Below are 14,339 nucleotides of genomic sequence, written 5' to 3' on the forward strand. Positions count from 1 at the left end.
AAATCCCGAGGAGATCCCGAGCTGATCGAGATCGAGACGCTTCTGACCTGCATGTTTACGGGCCCGCGAACCAGTCGACTGACGTCGCCAGCTGGAGGATCTCGGCGAGGGGCCGGTCGCCCTTCTCCGAGTTGCACTTGCGGAGGCAGGTGGGGCAGCCGGCCACGCCGTGGATGGGTGCGAGGTTGTCGGGGTCGTTGCGTGCGCCGCCCTTGCTCACGGGGTGGACGTGGTCGACGGCATCGGATGCGCTGTGGCCGCAGACGATGCACACGTCGGAGGCGGCGAGGGTGCGGGCGCGTATCTGCCGGTACTCGTAGCTGGTGAGCTCACTGCGATCGGTGGCCACGCTTCCCCCTGAGCACGACGAAGCCCCGGCCGGGGGGATTGGCCGGGGCTTCGCGTGCGTCTAGTGGTGCCGGTTGAGGGCACAGTTGTACACGCGGATCGTCACACAGCGTCTGACCTGCGGTCAAGCGCTCTGGCGTTCGCGGCGCTTGACGGCGAGCGCGGCGACGTCGGGGACGGCGTAGTACGGGTGTCGTTCGGTGCCGCCGGAGCGCTGCAACTGTCCGCGGTAGACGAGGTTGCGGAGGGCTCCGGCGGTGATGCCGAGGGCCTGTCGGGTTTGCTCCGCGGTGAGGTGGCCGGGGCGGATGTGGTGCGACTCCATGTCGTCATGATGCAGCACGACTTGTGAGTCGGATCATGGCGTGTTCACCTCCTCGGCGACGACGTGGACATGAGTGTGGTTGGGCCGGTCGGGAGCGGCGGTCGTGTAGATCCACATCCCCTTCTGGCCTGCGAGAGGGGTCACGCTGACAAGTTCGTGACCTGCGCATTCGCGGCACGAGGGGCGTGCCTCTTCCGGTGGGGGAGTGGCGGACGAATCGGACACGCTACGGGCGCAGCGCCACAGGGCCGCACCACCGACCACCCACAGCAGGAGCACCCCGGCCGTGGGCGAGACGGCGAACACGGCGGCCAGTGCCACGCTCGCGAGCACGACCAGGACGCACGCCCCGGCCGCCCGGCTCGGCTGCTCCTCGGGCTCCGACTCGGCCTTCTTCCGGCGGCCCATCACACGGATCCGTAGATCGCGCCGCCGAGCCAGTTCACGGCCGTGGCGAGCGGCACCGCGGCAAACCCGGCGATCCCCGCGGAGGTGCCGAGCAGGATCCCGCACCATGCACCGGCTGTGATCGCCGGGCCGTGCCGCGAAGACTTCTTGGCCGACACGATCACGATCACGGTGAGGATCAGGACCAGGGCGCCGCCGGTCTGTGTGAGCGGCAGGTAGACCGCTCCGCCGGCGCGCTGCCCGGCGTCGGTGCCGACTCCCCAGACGAGGGCGACGTCCCCGAGCCAGGAGGTGATCCAGACGGTGGTGTGGGCGGCCCATCCGATAAGCCCGCCGATGCCGAGGACGGTGAGGGCTCCGTAGGACCAGGAGAGCAGGAACGGCAGGAGGGCCGCGGCGTGGCGGACAGGGTCCTTGCGGAGGGGCTTGAGGCCGGGCCACCAGGTGGTGATGAACCAGGCGAGGATCATGAGTCCGACGGTGACTCCGCCGATGGTCACGAACTTCATGAGCTGGGGTCCTTCAGCGAACGATGGCCACGCCGAGCGCGGCGAGGGTGAGGATGAAGGCGACGGTCCCGGTGATGCGGGGGACGGCGTGGAGCGCGAGGGCGCACAGCCCGAGGAGGGCGAGGAGGGCCGATCCGGCGAAGTAGGCGGTGAGGATCATGTGTCCTCGCGGGCTGCGCGGAGGAGCCTGCGGCCGTAGCTGTCGCTGACGCCGAGTCTGGTTCCGATGTCGGTTCCGGTGAGTTCCGGTTCCGCTTGGAGCCAGTCCCGGACGGTGGCGACGCGCTTGGCGAAGGTGGTGTTCGCGGTGTCCTCGGTGGTGAGGTCCGCGGCGCCGGTGTCGGCCGCCGGAACCGGGTTCCGGTCGGGTTCCGGTGCCGGTTCCGCCTGGGGTGCGGTCATGACCGTGCGGGCGCCTGCGAAGTGATCGCCGAGCAGGTCGGGGCCGGTTCCGCTGGTTCCGCGCGCCAGTTCCGCGAGCGGGCTCCAGGGGCCGAGGACGGGCCCGACGGGGGCCGCGTCGACCGGTCCGGGCTGGCGCTCGACGGTGATCGGTTCCGGTGGTTCCGGGGCGGGCGGTACTGGTTCCGGCGTGAGTTCCGCCGCCGGTTCCGTCTGGTGCTCGGAGAGCCGGTGGACACGCCACAGGACGAGCGGGGCGACCGCGGAGACGGCGACGACGAGGGGCACGTCGACCGGCAGCAGCCCGACCTCGACGAGGTGGGAGGCCGCGTTGACGGCGATGAGGGTGACGACGACGGCAAGGACGTCGCGGCGGGCGCGCAGGGCGGCAAGGGCGTACACGTCGAGGGCGGCCGGGACGCCGGCGGCAACGTACTGACCGAAGCCGCACGCCACCGCCAGCCGGTACTCGGCGGACGCGAGGACGACGAGTACCGCGATCAGGGCGGCCCACAGGAGCGGGTCGCGCTTCACTTCCACCGCCAGGTGCTCGTGCCCTGCTTGTCGCGCTTCCGGTCGGCCTGCTCCCAGTCCTCAGCGTCAGCGCCGGCCTGGCGGGCGCCGGTCGTCTTGGAGCGGCGGAAGCGGCTGGCGTCCCCGGTCGCGGAGGCGCCGGCGGTCGGGTAGTCGCGGCTGGACTTGGCGCTGCGACCGAAGAGGCTCATCAGCAGCCACCCCCGGCGAGGATCCGCGCGAGCTCGCGGCCGAGGGCACGCAGCTGCTCGGCGGCGGCCGTGAGGTCGTCGGCGAACTGCTCGACCTCGTCGGGGGTGTGGGTGCCGGTGAAGTCGCTGGCCTCGATGTAGAGGCCGACGCTGCGGTCGCGGGTGGCGAACGGGGCCTGGGTGAGGAAGGCGCGGAACAGCTCCTCGCCGCTGGGGGCAATGACGTGCTCGGGCCCGTCGTGGCTGATGTCGACCTTGAACTGGGCTCGGACGTTGTGGCGGCCGGTGCACCAGTCGGGTTCGTCGATCTCCAGGGACTTGGTGACGAGCAGGGTGACGACGGCGGTACGGGGCTCGGTGCTCACTGGCCTTCACCTCGCTCGGCGGCGAGGAAGGCGGTGACCTCGGGGTAGTGCCTTGCGACGAAGCGGCGGGCGGCTTCCTCATCGGTGACCGGCTCGGCGTCGAGGGCGCGGAGGAGGAGGCGGAGGGCTTCGCGGAGGGAGAGCACCTGGTCGCTGTCGAGGAGTTGCTGGGCGACGCTGATGGCGACGTCGAGGTCGCTGGGTTCGGTGTTGGTGTGCTCGGTCATCGGGTCACCGCCTTGGCGATGACTCCGGTGGCGCCGGCCGCGGTGACGCGCACGGTGAGGGTACGGCCGGGGCTGCGGCGGATGATGCCCGCGGCGATCAGGCGCCGGGCGGGGCTGATCTGCGCGCATGCGGGCGCGCTAAGGTGCTGCTGGTCCATGACGAGGTCCGATCTCGTTCGTGGGCTGGAGGGTCGGGCGGTGCGATCGCCCCGGGCGCGCCAACGCCTGGGAGCTGCTGTCCGGCCCTCGCTGTCTATTCGGTTGTGGGTGTGTCCTTTGCGGACGACTTCTTCTGGTCGCGCTTGAGTGCCTGGTCGACTGCCTGCCAGCTACGTCCGAGGTCCCGGGCGACAGCGGCCACGGTGCCCAGTTCCGCTACGCCATCGCGCAGGGCCTGAGCTCGTCGTGTGGCGGCCTCCGATACGGCTTGGTTGAGCTGCGCCAACAGCTCTTCCTCGTCGTGGACTCGGTCCCGCCAGGGCTTCGGTTCCATCACCACGACCGTATCCAACACCGGTGTTGGACGCAAGGTGTTCACGCTGATTCCTTCGGCTGAAATGCGAGCAGCAGCAGCCAGTCCTGCTCATCGCGGTACACGACGTGACACCACTCGCACACCAGAGCCGTCTCGCCCTCCCGGTGCCGGATCGGAGCCCCGCACGCGGCATCTGGGGCCACCTGGTTCACGCACCGGCCGAGCAGCCGCCCACGCGACTCCCGGGGCTCGTCCTCCCCGAGCACCGACAGGGCCGCGCCCTCCATCTCCCGTACCTCGCGGGCGAGGTCGCCGGCCGACGGGTACTCCGCGGCGATCCACTCCAGGTTCATGCCGATCCACCGGGCCGCGACCGGCACACGGCGGCCGATGCGCCGCTCGACGGCCGGCTCTCCCCAGCCCTTCCAGCGCTGGATGTCGGAGCGCCACCGCTCCAGCACGGTGGCGATGCCCCCGTACCAGAGTTCCAGGGCACCGAGGTTGACCGGCTCGGAGGGGCCGAACCCGTGGCCCGAGACGGGCTCGGCGCGTGCATGGACGGCAGGGGTGAGGGCGGAGCTGAGCCGGTCGGTGAGGGCGGGCAGCCGGTCGAGGCGCTCGGCCAGGGCGAGGGTGCAGCCGGGGCACAGGTGCCCGTACTCCAACGCCTGTTCGCACAGTCCACAAGCCGCGGTCATACCCGGCTCCTCTGCCGCAGCTGGTAGAGGCGGAGGCTGCCGAGATAGCGGTCGCCGGCGGAGCGCTTGAGGGCGGCGCGGGATACGGCCAGGTTGCGGCGGGCGTCCTTGGCGTCCCACCACATGTTCAGCACCGCCATGCTCTGGGAGCCGAGGGCGACGCCGGCGCACAGCATCTGGATCTCGTTGGGTGTCACGGGGTTCCCTCCCTGTGTTCTGCTGGCGGGAGGCCGGGCCTGGTTGGGACAGACCCGGCCGTCAGTCGCTGGTCACTCGTTGTCGGGCAGGTAGATCCGCATGAAGTTGACGTCGTCCGTCGGGTCGCCGGTGAGGCCGTCCGCGTCGACGTAGATGGGGTCGAGGCCGCCGTCGGCGCGCACGTTCCAGGCGACGATCGGAGTGCTGGAGGTGCTGCCGTCGTCGCTGCTGTACTCGGCCCGCCACCCGCCCCCGGCGACGGCTCCGACGATGGGAGCGGACGTGGCCGACAGGACGCAGTCGAAGTTGGAGTACGAGTCAGCCCGCACGAGGCAGCCGCGGCGGCCGTCGAGGACCATTGCGGCTCCCATGTCGTCCCAGGCGACGACGGGCTTGGTGCTGTACCGGAGGCCGGGGGTCTTGCTCTCCTTGTTGCTGTAGCGGGCCACGAATGCGCCGTGTTCTGCCGGGATCATCGGTTTTCCTCCAGGAGTGGGATGGTCTGGGCGCGGAGCCGGTCGATCGCGCCCGTAGTGCGCCCCTCGTACATGGCTTCGCGCTGTGTGGGGGTGGGCTGCTTCAGCAGTCGATAGACGTCTTTCAGCGGCACGTTGGTTACGACGATTCGGTAGCCGTGCCCTGCGTAGGGGCCGTTCGGGATGGGGCAGTGGCTGACGCGGTGCAGTACGTCGCCGGGCTTCGTGGTGCGGTCCCCGTGCGCGTGCCATGTGGCGCACCACGAGCACCAGACGCAGGCGTGGCGGCACTTGGCGAGGTCGATGGGGCGCCGGCCGAGGAACCCCAGGAGGGTCGGGGCGGCCTCCCAGGCTTTAGCGCGGGTCAAGAGGCTCATGCGCTCTCCTTCGGTGGGTCTCGGCGAGGGGGGAACAGGGGGAACAACTTTCTCCCCCCTCTCGCTCTTTGGGTCGCGCGCTATGCGAGTCAGTTAGTAATTGATCTTGATCTTCTGTTTATGCAGGTCAGGCGATTGATTGCGCGTGCAGTAGTTGCGATGTGAAACCAGTCGGAGTCTTGCGAGAGAGGGGGAGGGGGGAGAAAGCTGTTCCCCCCTGCCGTTGTTCCCCCCTCTGTTCCCCCCCCCTCATGACGGGGGGACCGGCCCGGGAGCGAAGCGCCCGTCCACCTCGACGAGCCACTCCCGGAGCAGCGCGTAGGAGTATGCGTCGGGCAGTAGACGCTTTTCCTTGCCAGCTGCCCTCCCCCGCAGGGCGGATCGAGACTGCGGCCCCTTCGCGTGCACGAAGGCCGAGATGCGGAGCGCAAGCTTCTCGGTCGCCCGATCCGTCCGCCTCTCCTCGGCCAGCTGCTTCGCGTGGTCGACACGGACCTCCTCCTCGATCCGTGCAGTGGTCCGCTTCTCCTGCTCGAGCCGCCGCCGCGCAGCGCTGTACTCCAGCACCGAGTCCCGGGTGGCGCACGACGCCTCCCACAACAGCAGGGCAAGCCGCCAGTCCTCGGGGTTCACGTGCCGCCGCCCCGCCAGGATCGCCAGCAGAGACGCGAGCTTGACCCGCATGACCGGGGCCTGCGAGTCGAACGGGTTCTGCTCGGACACGTCGACCTGGCCGCGTACCTTCGCGAGATCCGCGGCCCGCAGCTCTGCCTTAATCGACTCGTCGAAGGAGACGAGGACGAACCGCCTCGCCTCGTCACCCGGCGGCACGGTGGCCGCGTCACGCCAAGCGTGCAACTCGCCGGGCCACGGCGGCTGATGGTCCGGGATCGACGGGTCGATGACCTGGACCCACACGAAGCGCTGCGGTGTGCCCTCGGCGACCTCCTCGAACAGCGGGACCGCGGTCTCGGGCTGGAAGCCGACCAGCAGGCCCATGCTGTACGAGCCGGACGGGATGTACCGGCTGGTGTCCTTGCTGGCGTTGGTCTGGCCGAGGGTCTGGCCGACGGCCGCGCTGCGAAGCGTCTCGCCGAGGGTCGACCCGGAGCGCTCCTGCATCAGCCGGGTGATGGTCTTGCCCTCGTCGACGTAGAAGAACGCGTTGTGCCGGACCTGCTTCCGCACGGTCACCGTGACGGGCGTCTCAGTACCGCCACGCCCCTTGCGGGTTTCCCCGGTCTCCTCCTCGACGACGCCCATGAACACCTCGGCCAACCCCTCGCCGGAACCGACCGGCAGGCCGTCGCGGAAGTCCAGCTCGGGCGGCGCAGGGAGCAGCCGGTCGGCGACCTCCACGCCGGTCGATTTGCCGATGCCGGACGGGCCGACCACACCGCCGAACAGGTTCAGCGAGGCGTATCCGGCGATGCCGGTGTCCGCGCGGATGCGATGCGAGACGAGGGCAGACAGGCGGACCAGGCTTGCGAGGAGGGCGACGTCGCCGGAGCGGCTGCGGGAGTGGCCGGCCTGGCGGATGTGCCGCAGCTCGGGGCGGGCGGCGTACACCTCCTCGGGGATCAGGCCCGCCAGACCACCGGCGCTCTCGGCCGTCGGTTCCTCGGCGTCTGGGTCGTCGACCGGCTCCTCGTCGGGCTCGGAGAACTCTCCCTCGAGGTCGGTCCAGTCGATCCCGTCGGCGTCGTCGATCAGGTTCCGGAAGCTGGCCGCGTCGTCCCGGTTGGAGACGGGCGGCCACGGTGTCCGGGGGTGCTGCATGCCGCCGCGCAGGCCGGAGTCGACGCTGCGTCGCGCCCGGTCGTCCGGGTGGTTGCCTGCGCGGGCGGCGGACAGCAGCATCTCGCGGGCCTCGTCCCCGCCGAGCGCTCCCGCGGCGACGAGCGTGCCGACGTTGAATGCGGCCCGGTTGATGGTGTTGTTCTGGTCGCCGTCGGGTGCACCCACGATTCTGTCGCACTCGGCCTGGAGAGCTTTCTGTGTGTACGAGTCGATGCGGTCGGAGGACACCCGGTACGAGGCGCGGGCCGCGTTGGCCCGGGGCGGCGATGCCTGCGCGCCGAGCTTGGCCAGGGCGGCGTCCACCCCCTTGTGGATGTCCTCGGACGTAGTCATGCCGCGCTCCTCTGGCGAGGCGTGAGAGCGTCAGGCCAGCCCACGTTGGGCTGGAGGAAGCGGCCGTGTCCGGACCAGCGGTACCGGCGTCCACAACTGTGGACAGAGGGCGCGAGCAGAATGTAGCCGTTGTGCTTGACGTCGAGGCCGGGCCCGAGCGTCCCGGGCAGAGAGACGCCGGGGGTGCGGTAGACGATGTGGAGCCCACCGCCTCCGGTGAGCTGCATGACGGTGCCGGGCAGGATGCCGACGCGCTGTTCCAGGACGGCGAGCGACCGGTCGCCGCCATGCCGAGGATCGATGTCGAGAACGGCCCAGCCGTTCAGGGCGCACGGCGCGCCGATGTTGGCGTCGGGCTGCTCGGCCCACCACTGCCTGACGAGGCCCGTGTCCGTGGTCGCCGCGTGGAAGCCGTGGCAAGTGCGCGCGGTGCAGCGGCATTCCTCGGGGCGGTGCTCGATGTAGAAGGGATTCGGCCGCTTCTCGGACGGCGGGCGGCACCGCGCGCAGTTGGCGAATGGGGCCTTGTCCGGGCGGACTCGGAAGATGCGGATGCCCGCGGCCGCGTAGGTGATTGCCGCGCTCGGCAGGTCGCCCGGGATGGTCAGCGGGAACTGAGGGGTCACGCGGCCACCTCCGGGAAGTAGTACGTGCCGGGCGGGCGTCCTACGCAGCGCGAGCGTCGGGGGCAGACGCGGGGCGCCGAGGCGAGGCCGGCGGAGTGGACGTGCTGGTGGTCGCAGAACGGGCAGTCAACGACGAGCAGCGCCCGCGCCTGGCCGTCCTCGAACTGGGTGTCCCGATACGGGACGAGGCGGGCCGCGGCGGCGGCCATGCCGAGAGCGGGCCTCAGCGGCTGGATCTCCGCCTGGTCCTGCTCGGTGTCCTCCCCGAACAGCGGGAGGGTGGTGCTGCTGTTCACGAACGTGCTCTCTTCTACGAGCGGGGCCAGTGGTGTTCGTGAGTGCGCATGCGGCCCCGGGCCAGGGGGATGGACCCGGGGCCGCAGCGCTCCCGGGGATCAGCCGAGAGTTCGGGTGGTGCTGAGCATCTGGCTGTGGTCTGCGCAGATCTGCTCCAGCTCCTGCCGGACCCGCATGGCGAAGTAGGCGTACCGGGTGCCAGCAGGGACGTGCACCTCAATGCGCTGCGCGGACAGAAAGAACGCGCCCGCGAGGGCCCGCGGAAGGGTCAGGTGCTTGCGGATTGCCGCCTCGCCGAGCCGCACGATCGCGGTGTGGCAGTCGCTGGCTCGCATCGTTTGCTCGTACAGGGCGCGGGAGACGTCGTCGTGCGTCGCGTACTCGTCGGTGAGGTCGACGACCGCGACGAGCCGCACGTCCGGGACAGGCACCTCGACGCGCACGGGCGCCTGCTGGGCAGGCGAGAGGGCCGCGGGCACAGGGGAGAGGTGGACGGGGTGCTCGACCGGCCACTGGCCGGGGCGGTGCTCGGTCATGCTGCTGCCCTCCGGGACTCGGGCTGGTGGAACGCGGTACGGATCACGGCGCGCTGCTCGTCGGTCAGTGGCGGGGCGGAGTCGACGATGCGCTCGATGCGGGCCCAGTAGGCGGCGTTCCGTGCCGGGTCCTCGAAGCGGACAGGCCGGGCCGGGCGGCGCGGAGAGGCCATGCAATCCTCCTGCGATTGCTCAGGCCCCGCGCCTGGGACCAAGGACACCACGGAATCGGCGGAGTGTTCCCTCCGCTCGGTGCGGGCCGGGCGGCCGGAGGTGTCTCCGGCCGTCGGGGTGGCGTTCGCGCTACTCACGCGCGTCCCTCAGTGATGGCGCGGATGCGGCGGTCGTCGGCCTCGCGGTCGGCCGCTGCGATCTCGGGGTCGCCCTCGAAGTCGCGGACGGCTGACTCCTCGGCGAAGGCGATCACAGCCTCGAACTGGTCCGTGAAGGTGCGCATTGCGGCGAGGACGATGCGGGCCTTGGCCGGGCTGAGGCTGCCGGTGGTCCGCCCGTAGTCGAGCCAGACCTCGGTGCGGCGGCCGTATGCCTGGCTGCGGTAGTCGATGACGACAGTCTTGGCGGCGAGGAACGGCAGCTGGGCGTTCTCGGCATCGCTACAGCTGTCGTCGATGTCCCGCAGCGCGCTCTCAACGGGGGCAGTCATCCATCCACCCAGAGGGATGTCGGCGGTGAGAGTGGACTGAGCGGCGGTCAGGGACGGCGCGGGGGCTGCGAGGCGGGCGATCATCCCTGCGGCGATCTGCGCAGCCGTCTCCGGCGTGTACCGCTCGGGGAGCGCCGCGCGCATGGCCGTGTCGACGGCGTGCGGGATGGCGGCGAGCAAGTCGACGAGGGTCGGAGCCTCGGCGGCGAGCTGGTCGTCGCGCTGGTCACTCGGCTTCGGCGTCGCCGTTGACGCCTGTGCGATGCTGGGCATAGAGCTGTTCCGTTCTCTTACTTCGCGGTAGGTGCGGATTGCTCGACTGAGGCGGCCGGCTGGTACCCGGCCGCTTCGTCGTTGTCGGCGGACTCTCCCGGCTGGTACACGGGAGAGGCGCCGTGACTCGCCGCTACGGCGAGCAGCTGTTTGTCGAACTCTTCGATGGCGGCCGCGGGGTACAGAAACCGTCGCCCGACCTTCGCGCCCTTGGGGCCGTAGCCGATGTGGCGCCAGTACCGGACCGTGCTGGGCGCGGTCCGGTAGCGGGTCGCGACTTCGGCGGTGGTGAGGTAGTGCTGCATGGTCAACCTTCACGAGGATGCTTCACGTGTGGTTCGTGATGCTCAAGGAGGATGCACCTAGGTTCAACGGCTGTCAACCTTGTCAAGGCTCAACTTGCCGGTACCCTTCATCCTCATGAGGGATAAGCGCGAACCAACGCTCCCCAACGCTCGCGGGCGGGAGGGGGGCGAGCCGCTGGCTGGGCGCGTACCTAAAGCCCTGGCCGCTCGGCTGCGCGCCGCACGCAACAGCGTTGGCCTATCACAGGGTGCCGTTGCCGATGCTATGACCGACCGAGGATTTAGCTGGCGTCAGACGACGGTGGCCAAATCTGAAGCGGCCGATCGGCCAGTCCTCTTTGCGGAAGTCGTCGCCCTCGCACAGATTTACAAGCGCCCAATCGAATACTTCCTGCACCCGGGCACCGGTCTAGACAGCCTGATCGATGATGTGAGTCATCGGCATGAATTGCAGGCTGCCGAGATTCGTAAAGCGCTGGCGGTGCTCAATGAGCTCAGGGCGGAGCAAGAGCAGTACACGCGGATTTTGCTGCTGGGTATGCCTATCGTGCGCTACCGGGAGTCGGCCGACTCGGGCCCCTTGCGTGACGGCCTGCAGGCTGCCCTGAAGCACTGGGGTTACAGGGTGCTCACGGAGATGTCAGTCTTCGAGACGCTCGACATCGCTAAAGAGCAGCTGGACAAAATCGATCACGAGGCGTTGCGAGAAGTGGCGCTGCTGGAACTAAACACCTATGAGCGGACCAGGGCGAATACCGGTTCTCTTCCGGAGAGCTCAGAAATGTTGAACGGCCTCCGTGACTTCCTGGACGGAAAGGAACCTCGGGGAGCACTTCTTGAGGTCCTTCGGGAGGGGGAAGAGTGGCGCTCGCTGGTGTGCGTGGGGCTCACTGACCTGGTGATTGAAGCTGTAGCGAGGCAAAGGCCGCACGACTATTAACTGAGCCTTTCCCCTCGCTTCCACTTGAACACGACGGCGTCGTAGTCGAAATACCCGCCATCCGGCATTCGGCCCGGCCTCGGAGTCTTTAGCGTCACCTCGACCAGCGACCGCAGCACGTTCCGCTGCTGGTCCAGGCCGAGCCGCTTCCACGCCTTCCGCACGTCCGGCGCCCCCACCAAGCCCGCCAGGGGATCCCGTGTGGCAGCACGCGCCAGCTGCTGTGTGACCCCCTCCAAGTGCGCGCGCGCCGTGTCCGTGCCCGTGGTGAACGCCTCCATGCCGATCTGCCCCGCACCGAAAAGGCCCGCCAGATCGGTCATGCGTCGGCGGATGGTCTCGCTCTCCGCTTGCAGGGCCGCCACGTCCACGCCGTCCGGCGCAGGCTCCAGCAGCTCATGTGCGTCGTCGCGTGACAGCCGCTCGACGATCGTGTCCTCGACGTACTGGTCGACGACCTCGGCGCGCCGGCCGCCGCCGTGTCCGGTCTGGCACCGGTAACTCGGGTACTGGCGGCCACCGGACTGGGTGACGTACACGAAGTGCGGGCACTCCCCGCGGCCGCACCGGTACAGCAGCGATCCCAGCCACTTCGGCTGAGCCCCGGGCGTCGTCGTCCGCGAGGGGTCCCGCAGGATCGCGCAGACAGCCCTGTACTTCGCCTCGTCGACGATCGCGTCCCACTTGCCCCGGCCGACCTCCTCGCCGCGGTAGACGGCGATCCCGGCGTTCCTCGGGCGCAGCAGCATGTCCCGCATGTCGGTGTGCGTGACCGGGTTCCCGCGGGTCGTGGTGATGCCCTTGTCGGCGCACCACTTCACGAGTGACCGGATCGACCCGCCGGACAGGATCTCGTCCGTCCAGAAGCGCAGGGCCTCGGCCTCCTCGGGCACGGCCTTCATCATGTCCAGCTCGGGCACCTCGACCTCTTCGCCGGTCCTCCGGTCGACCTTCGTGTGCATCTCCCCGGTGGGCAGTCCCCAGCCGAACGGGCGGATGCCGCCCATCCAGTCCCCGTTCAGCGCCTTCTGGCGCCGGGCCCGGGCGACGCGCTCGCCCTTGTGCTCGGACTCCTGGCGGGCGACGGCGCCGAGGATCCGCGCGGTCATCCGGCCGGATGGTGTGGCGAGGTCGACGGTCCCGGCCTGCACGGTGTGCGTGGCAATGCCGCGGCGGTCGGACAGCTCGATGTACTCCTCCAGCTCGACGATCGAGCGGGTGAGCCGGTCGGTGTGCCACACGATGACGACGGTGGCCTTGCCCTCGTCGAGGTCGGCGAGCATCTGCCGGTACCCGGGCCGCTTCTTGCCGGAGTACGCGGAGATGTCGTTGTCGACGTAGGCCTCGACGACGTCCCAGCCGTTCCGCTTGGCGAGGGCCTCGCAGTCCTCGCGCTGGCGGTCGACGCCGAGGCCGGCGCCGGTGCGGTCCTGGCTGATGCGGCAGTAGATGACGGCGCGGGTCTTCCCGCCTGCGGCAACGTCCGTGGCGGAGCGGAGAGTCGGGCTCATGTCCCGAGTGTGGCTCAACAGTGGTGTCTTTGTCCGGGGTTCGGGAAGACGACGCTGCTGAGCGCGCTGCTCGGACTGGTCGGGCCGGGAGAACGAATCGTGCTCGCCGAGGACTCGGCGGAGCTGCGCCCCGACCATCCGCACGTCGTACGGCTGGAGAGCAGACCCGCCAACCAGGAGGGCGCCGGGCTCGTGACGCTCCAGGACCTGGTCCGCCAGGCGCTGCGGATGCGGCCGGACCGGCTGGTCGTGGGCGAGGTGCGCGGACCGGAGGTGGTCCATCTGCTGGCCGCGCTCAACACGGGTCACGAGGGCGGCTGCGGCACCGTGCACGCCAACGCGGCGGCCGATGTCCCGGCCCGGCTGGAGGCCCTCGGTACGGCGGCGGGACTCGACCGGGCGGCGCTGCACAGCCAGGTGGCGGCCGCGCTGTCGGTGGTGCTGCATCTCGTGCGGGGGCGCGACGGCCGGCGGCGGATCGCCGAGGTGCAGGTGCTGGAGCGGGATCCGTCGGGGCTGGTGCGGACGGTTCCGGCGCTGCGGTGGGGAGCGGGGGCGTTCGTGGTCGAGCGGGGGTGGGGGCGGCTGCGGGGGCTGCTCCGGGACGAGGACTTCGAGTGGGGGAGCGGGGATGGGTGAGACGGGTGTGGGCGGGGTTTCGACGGGCGCGGCCGTGGTGTGTGCCGGGGCCGCCCTGTGGCTGCTGAGCGGGCGGGACGCCGGGGCTCGGCGGGCCCGGCTGCTGCTCGCCGGTGGTGGGGTGGTGGCGGCCGGGTCGCCCGGGTGGCGGCAGGCGGCCGGTGAACTGCGGCGGATCCGGGGGCGGTTGCGGGCCGAGTGGTGGGCGGCGGTCGCCGGGGTCGTGCTGGCGGGGCTCGGGGCGTCGGCGCTGCCGCTCGTCGCCGGTGCGGTGGCGGTGCCCTTGCTGCGCAGGGTGCGGCTGGCCGGTGCGGCGCGGCGGGCCCGGGAACGCCGGGGGGACGCGGTGATCGCCCTGTGCGCGGCGCTCGCCGGGGAGGTGCGGGCGGGACGGCAGCCGGGTGAGGCGCTGCTGCGGGCGGCGCTCGACTCCGGCGGACTCGGGGACGCGCAGGCGGCGGTGCTGGCGGCCGCGCGGTTCGGCGGCGACGTTCCCGGCGCCCTCGCGGCGGCGGCGCGGAAGCCGGGCGCCGAGGGGCTGCTGGGTCTCGCCGCGTGCTGGCGGGTGGCCGTGGACCGGGGCGCGGGACTCGCGGCCGGACTTGACCGGCTCGAAGCGGCGCTGCGGGCAGAGCGCGACCAGCGGGCCGATCTGCGGGCGCAGTTGGCGGGCGCCAGGTCGACGGCGCTGATGCTCGCCGGGCTGCCGGTCCTGGGACTGCTCCTCGGCGCGGTCATGGGCGCTGATCCGCTGCGCGTGCTGCTGCACAGCGGTGCCGGGCTGGGGTGTCTGTTCGCCGGTGGGGTGCTGGAGGGGCTGGGGGTGTGGTGGGCGATGCGGATCGTGCGGGGGGCGGAGGCGGTGTGAGGGGGGTGAGGTCC

The 14,339-nt window shown here is 70.7% G+C and carries 24 protein-coding genes and 2 pseudogenes; 3 read left to right on the top strand and 23 right to left on the bottom strand.

Annotated features, from left to right (window positions below; genetic code table 11):
* Window positions 1-55 precede the first annotated feature (55 nt).
* The 22 genes and pseudogenes from ACFYW5_RS12340 to ACFYW5_RS12445 all read right to left on the bottom strand — a co-directional run.
* On the bottom strand, window positions 56-349 hold the full coding sequence (locus ACFYW5_RS12340; RefSeq protein ID WP_389416875.1) for an HNH endonuclease: 294 nt from the start codon (window positions 347-349) through the stop codon (window positions 56-58).
* 123 nt (window positions 350-472) lie between these two features.
* A complete protein-coding gene (locus ACFYW5_RS12345; RefSeq protein WP_389416876.1) occupies window positions 473-673 on the bottom strand; it encodes a hypothetical protein in 201 nt (66 codons plus the stop codon).
* A gap of 33 nt (window positions 674-706) precedes the next feature.
* Complete coding sequence (locus ACFYW5_RS12350) at window positions 707-1,081, bottom strand: hypothetical protein (RefSeq protein ID WP_389416877.1); 375 nt, start codon at window positions 1,079-1,081, stop codon at window positions 707-709.
* On the bottom strand, window positions 1,081-1,590 hold the full coding sequence (locus ACFYW5_RS12355; RefSeq protein ID WP_389416878.1) for a hypothetical protein: 510 nt from the start codon (window positions 1,588-1,590) through the stop codon (window positions 1,081-1,083). Before ACFYW5_RS12355 ends, ACFYW5_RS12350 begins: the two co-directional genes overlap by 1 nt.
* Before the next feature lie 13 nt (window positions 1,591-1,603).
* Window positions 1,604-1,750: a hypothetical protein gene (locus ACFYW5_RS12360; RefSeq protein ID WP_389416879.1), complete on the bottom strand. Its 147-nt coding sequence runs from the start codon at window positions 1,748-1,750 to the stop codon at window positions 1,604-1,606.
* Window positions 1,747-2,532, bottom strand: a complete 786-nt coding sequence (locus ACFYW5_RS12365; protein ID WP_389416880.1) for a hypothetical protein — start codon at window positions 2,530-2,532, stop codon at window positions 1,747-1,749. The genes ACFYW5_RS12360 and ACFYW5_RS12365 overlap by 4 nt, the downstream gene beginning before the upstream one ends.
* Entirely contained in the window at window positions 2,523-2,717 is a 195-nt protein-coding gene (locus ACFYW5_RS12370) for a hypothetical protein (protein ID WP_389416881.1), read from the bottom strand. Before ACFYW5_RS12370 ends, ACFYW5_RS12365 begins: the two co-directional genes overlap by 10 nt.
* Complete coding sequence (locus ACFYW5_RS12375; protein ID WP_389416882.1) at window positions 2,717-3,082, bottom strand: DUF6907 domain-containing protein; 366 nt, start codon at window positions 3,080-3,082, stop codon at window positions 2,717-2,719. The genes ACFYW5_RS12370 and ACFYW5_RS12375 overlap by 1 nt, the downstream gene beginning before the upstream one ends.
* Entirely contained in the window at window positions 3,079-3,309 is a 231-nt protein-coding gene (locus tag ACFYW5_RS12380) for a hypothetical protein (protein ID WP_389416883.1), read from the bottom strand. The genes ACFYW5_RS12375 and ACFYW5_RS12380 overlap by 4 nt, the downstream gene beginning before the upstream one ends.
* Window positions 3,306-3,467, bottom strand: coding sequence for a hypothetical protein (locus ACFYW5_RS12385; RefSeq protein ID WP_389416884.1), 162 nt, complete (start codon window positions 3,465-3,467; stop codon window positions 3,306-3,308). The genes ACFYW5_RS12380 and ACFYW5_RS12385 overlap by 4 nt, the downstream gene beginning before the upstream one ends.
* A gap of 95 nt (window positions 3,468-3,562) precedes the next feature.
* Window positions 3,563-3,847 carry a hypothetical protein gene (locus tag ACFYW5_RS12390; RefSeq protein WP_389416885.1) on the bottom strand — a complete coding sequence of 95 codons (285 nt, stop codon included), beginning with the start codon at window positions 3,845-3,847 and terminating at the stop codon, window positions 3,563-3,565.
* Entirely contained in the window at window positions 3,844-4,482 is a 639-nt protein-coding gene (locus ACFYW5_RS12395; protein ID WP_389416886.1) for a hypothetical protein, read from the bottom strand. Before ACFYW5_RS12395 ends, ACFYW5_RS12390 begins: the two co-directional genes overlap by 4 nt.
* Entirely contained in the window at window positions 4,479-4,679 is a 201-nt protein-coding gene (locus ACFYW5_RS12400) for a hypothetical protein (protein ID WP_389416887.1), read from the bottom strand. The genes ACFYW5_RS12395 and ACFYW5_RS12400 overlap by 4 nt, the downstream gene beginning before the upstream one ends.
* A gap of 72 nt (window positions 4,680-4,751) precedes the next feature.
* Window positions 4,752-5,156 carry a hypothetical protein gene (locus ACFYW5_RS12405; RefSeq protein ID WP_389416888.1) on the bottom strand — a complete coding sequence of 135 codons (405 nt, stop codon included), beginning with the start codon at window positions 5,154-5,156 and terminating at the stop codon, window positions 4,752-4,754.
* Window positions 5,153-5,533, bottom strand: a complete 381-nt coding sequence (locus ACFYW5_RS12410; RefSeq protein ID WP_389416889.1) for a hypothetical protein — start codon at window positions 5,531-5,533, stop codon at window positions 5,153-5,155. The genes ACFYW5_RS12405 and ACFYW5_RS12410 overlap by 4 nt, the downstream gene beginning before the upstream one ends.
* A 249-nt stretch (window positions 5,534-5,782) precedes the next feature.
* Window positions 5,783-7,666 carry a hypothetical protein gene (locus tag ACFYW5_RS12415; RefSeq protein ID WP_389416890.1) on the bottom strand — a complete coding sequence of 628 codons (1,884 nt, stop codon included), beginning with the start codon at window positions 7,664-7,666 and terminating at the stop codon, window positions 5,783-5,785.
* A complete protein-coding gene (locus ACFYW5_RS12420; protein WP_389416891.1) occupies window positions 7,663-8,292 on the bottom strand; it encodes a bifunctional DNA primase/polymerase in 630 nt (209 codons plus the stop codon). The genes ACFYW5_RS12415 and ACFYW5_RS12420 overlap by 4 nt, the downstream gene beginning before the upstream one ends.
* Entirely contained in the window at window positions 8,289-8,588 is a 300-nt protein-coding gene (locus ACFYW5_RS12425) for a hypothetical protein (protein ID WP_389416892.1), read from the bottom strand. The genes ACFYW5_RS12420 and ACFYW5_RS12425 overlap by 4 nt, the downstream gene beginning before the upstream one ends.
* Window positions 8,589-8,687: 99 nt before the next feature.
* Window positions 8,688-9,125 (bottom strand): hypothetical protein, encoded by a 438-nt coding sequence (locus ACFYW5_RS12430; protein WP_389416893.1) that lies wholly within the window; start codon window positions 9,123-9,125, stop codon window positions 8,688-8,690.
* Window positions 9,122-9,298 carry a hypothetical protein gene (locus ACFYW5_RS12435; protein ID WP_389416894.1) on the bottom strand — a complete coding sequence of 59 codons (177 nt, stop codon included), beginning with the start codon at window positions 9,296-9,298 and terminating at the stop codon, window positions 9,122-9,124. Before ACFYW5_RS12435 ends, ACFYW5_RS12430 begins: the two co-directional genes overlap by 4 nt.
* 134 nt (window positions 9,299-9,432) lie before the next feature.
* Entirely contained in the window at window positions 9,433-10,062 is a 630-nt protein-coding gene (locus ACFYW5_RS12440) for a hypothetical protein (RefSeq protein WP_389416895.1), read from the bottom strand.
* 140 nt (window positions 10,063-10,202) lie between these two features.
* Window positions 10,203-10,367 (bottom strand): annotated as a pseudogene (locus ACFYW5_RS12445) (helix-turn-helix domain-containing protein); the annotation flags it as partial.
* A gap of 115 nt (window positions 10,368-10,482) precedes the next feature.
* Between ACFYW5_RS12445 and ACFYW5_RS12450 the strand changes: the two are divergent.
* Window positions 10,483-11,307 carry a hypothetical protein gene (locus ACFYW5_RS12450; RefSeq protein WP_389416896.1) on the top strand — a complete coding sequence of 275 codons (825 nt, stop codon included), beginning with the start codon at window positions 10,483-10,485 and terminating at the stop codon, window positions 11,305-11,307.
* Here ACFYW5_RS12450 and ACFYW5_RS12455 read toward each other — a convergent pair.
* Window positions 11,304-12,818 carry a recombinase family protein gene (locus ACFYW5_RS12455; protein ID WP_389416897.1) on the bottom strand — a complete coding sequence of 505 codons (1,515 nt, stop codon included), beginning with the start codon at window positions 12,816-12,818 and terminating at the stop codon, window positions 11,304-11,306. The two genes, ACFYW5_RS12450 and ACFYW5_RS12455, sit on opposite strands and share 4 nt — an antisense overlap.
* Before the next feature lie 36 nt (window positions 12,819-12,854).
* Here ACFYW5_RS12455 and ACFYW5_RS12460 point away from each other — a divergent pair.
* Together ACFYW5_RS12460 and ACFYW5_RS12465 are read left to right on the top strand one after the other, a co-directional pair.
* Window positions 12,855-13,457 (top strand): annotated as a pseudogene (locus tag ACFYW5_RS12460) (CpaF family protein); the annotation flags it as partial.
* Window positions 13,450-14,325, top strand: coding sequence for a type II secretion system F family protein (locus tag ACFYW5_RS12465; RefSeq protein ID WP_389416898.1), 876 nt, complete (start codon window positions 13,450-13,452; stop codon window positions 14,323-14,325). The pseudogene ACFYW5_RS12460 and the gene ACFYW5_RS12465, both read left to right, overlap by 8 nt.
* Window positions 14,326-14,339: the final 14 nt, after the last annotated feature.

The organism is Streptomyces sp. NPDC002779 (genome assembly GCF_042888685.1).
Lineage (GTDB): Bacteria > Actinomycetota > Actinomycetes > Streptomycetales > Streptomycetaceae > Streptomyces.

Excerpts from the sequence above, each read along its gene's own strand:
- ACFYW5_RS12395 (WP_389416886.1), bottom strand. The coding sequence starts at position 4,482 with ATGACCGCGGCTTGTGGACTGTGCGAACAGGCGTTGGAGTACGGGCAC.
- ACFYW5_RS12430 (WP_389416893.1), bottom strand. The coding sequence starts at position 9,125 with ATGACCGAGCACCGCCCCGGCCAGTGGCCGGTCGAGCACCCCGTCCAC.
- ACFYW5_RS12405 (WP_389416888.1), bottom strand. The coding sequence starts at position 5,156 with ATGATCCCGGCAGAACACGGCGCATTCGTGGCCCGCTACAGCAACAAG.
- ACFYW5_RS12465 (WP_389416898.1), top strand. The coding sequence starts at position 13,450 with ATGGGTGAGACGGGTGTGGGCGGGGTTTCGACGGGCGCGGCCGTGGTG.
- ACFYW5_RS12350 (WP_389416877.1), bottom strand. The coding sequence starts at position 1,081 with ATGGGCCGCCGGAAGAAGGCCGAGTCGGAGCCCGAGGAGCAGCCGAGC.
- ACFYW5_RS12355 (WP_389416878.1), bottom strand. The coding sequence starts at position 1,590 with ATGAAGTTCGTGACCATCGGCGGAGTCACCGTCGGACTCATGATCCTC.
- ACFYW5_RS12435 (WP_389416894.1), bottom strand. The coding sequence starts at position 9,298 with ATGGCCTCTCCGCGCCGCCCGGCCCGGCCTGTCCGCTTCGAGGACCCG.
- ACFYW5_RS12360 (WP_389416879.1), bottom strand. The coding sequence starts at position 1,750 with ATGATCCTCACCGCCTACTTCGCCGGATCGGCCCTCCTCGCCCTCCTC.
- ACFYW5_RS12385 (WP_389416884.1), bottom strand. The coding sequence starts at position 3,467 with ATGGACCAGCAGCACCTTAGCGCGCCCGCATGCGCGCAGATCAGCCCC.
- ACFYW5_RS12455 (WP_389416897.1), bottom strand. The coding sequence starts at position 12,818 with ATGAGCCCGACTCTCCGCTCCGCCACGGACGTTGCCGCAGGCGGGAAG.
- ACFYW5_RS12370 (WP_389416881.1), bottom strand. The coding sequence starts at position 2,717 with ATGAGCCTCTTCGGTCGCAGCGCCAAGTCCAGCCGCGACTACCCGACC.
- ACFYW5_RS12440 (WP_389416895.1), bottom strand. The coding sequence starts at position 10,062 with ATGCCCAGCATCGCACAGGCGTCAACGGCGACGCCGAAGCCGAGTGAC.
- ACFYW5_RS12380 (WP_389416883.1), bottom strand. The coding sequence starts at position 3,309 with ATGACCGAGCACACCAACACCGAACCCAGCGACCTCGACGTCGCCATC.
- ACFYW5_RS12345 (WP_389416876.1), bottom strand. The coding sequence starts at position 673 with ATGGAGTCGCACCACATCCGCCCCGGCCACCTCACCGCGGAGCAAACC.
- ACFYW5_RS12410 (WP_389416889.1), bottom strand. The coding sequence starts at position 5,533 with ATGAGCCTCTTGACCCGCGCTAAAGCCTGGGAGGCCGCCCCGACCCTC.
- ACFYW5_RS12450 (WP_389416896.1), top strand. The coding sequence starts at position 10,483 with ATGAGGGATAAGCGCGAACCAACGCTCCCCAACGCTCGCGGGCGGGAG.
- ACFYW5_RS12415 (WP_389416890.1), bottom strand. The coding sequence starts at position 7,666 with ATGACTACGTCCGAGGACATCCACAAGGGGGTGGACGCCGCCCTGGCC.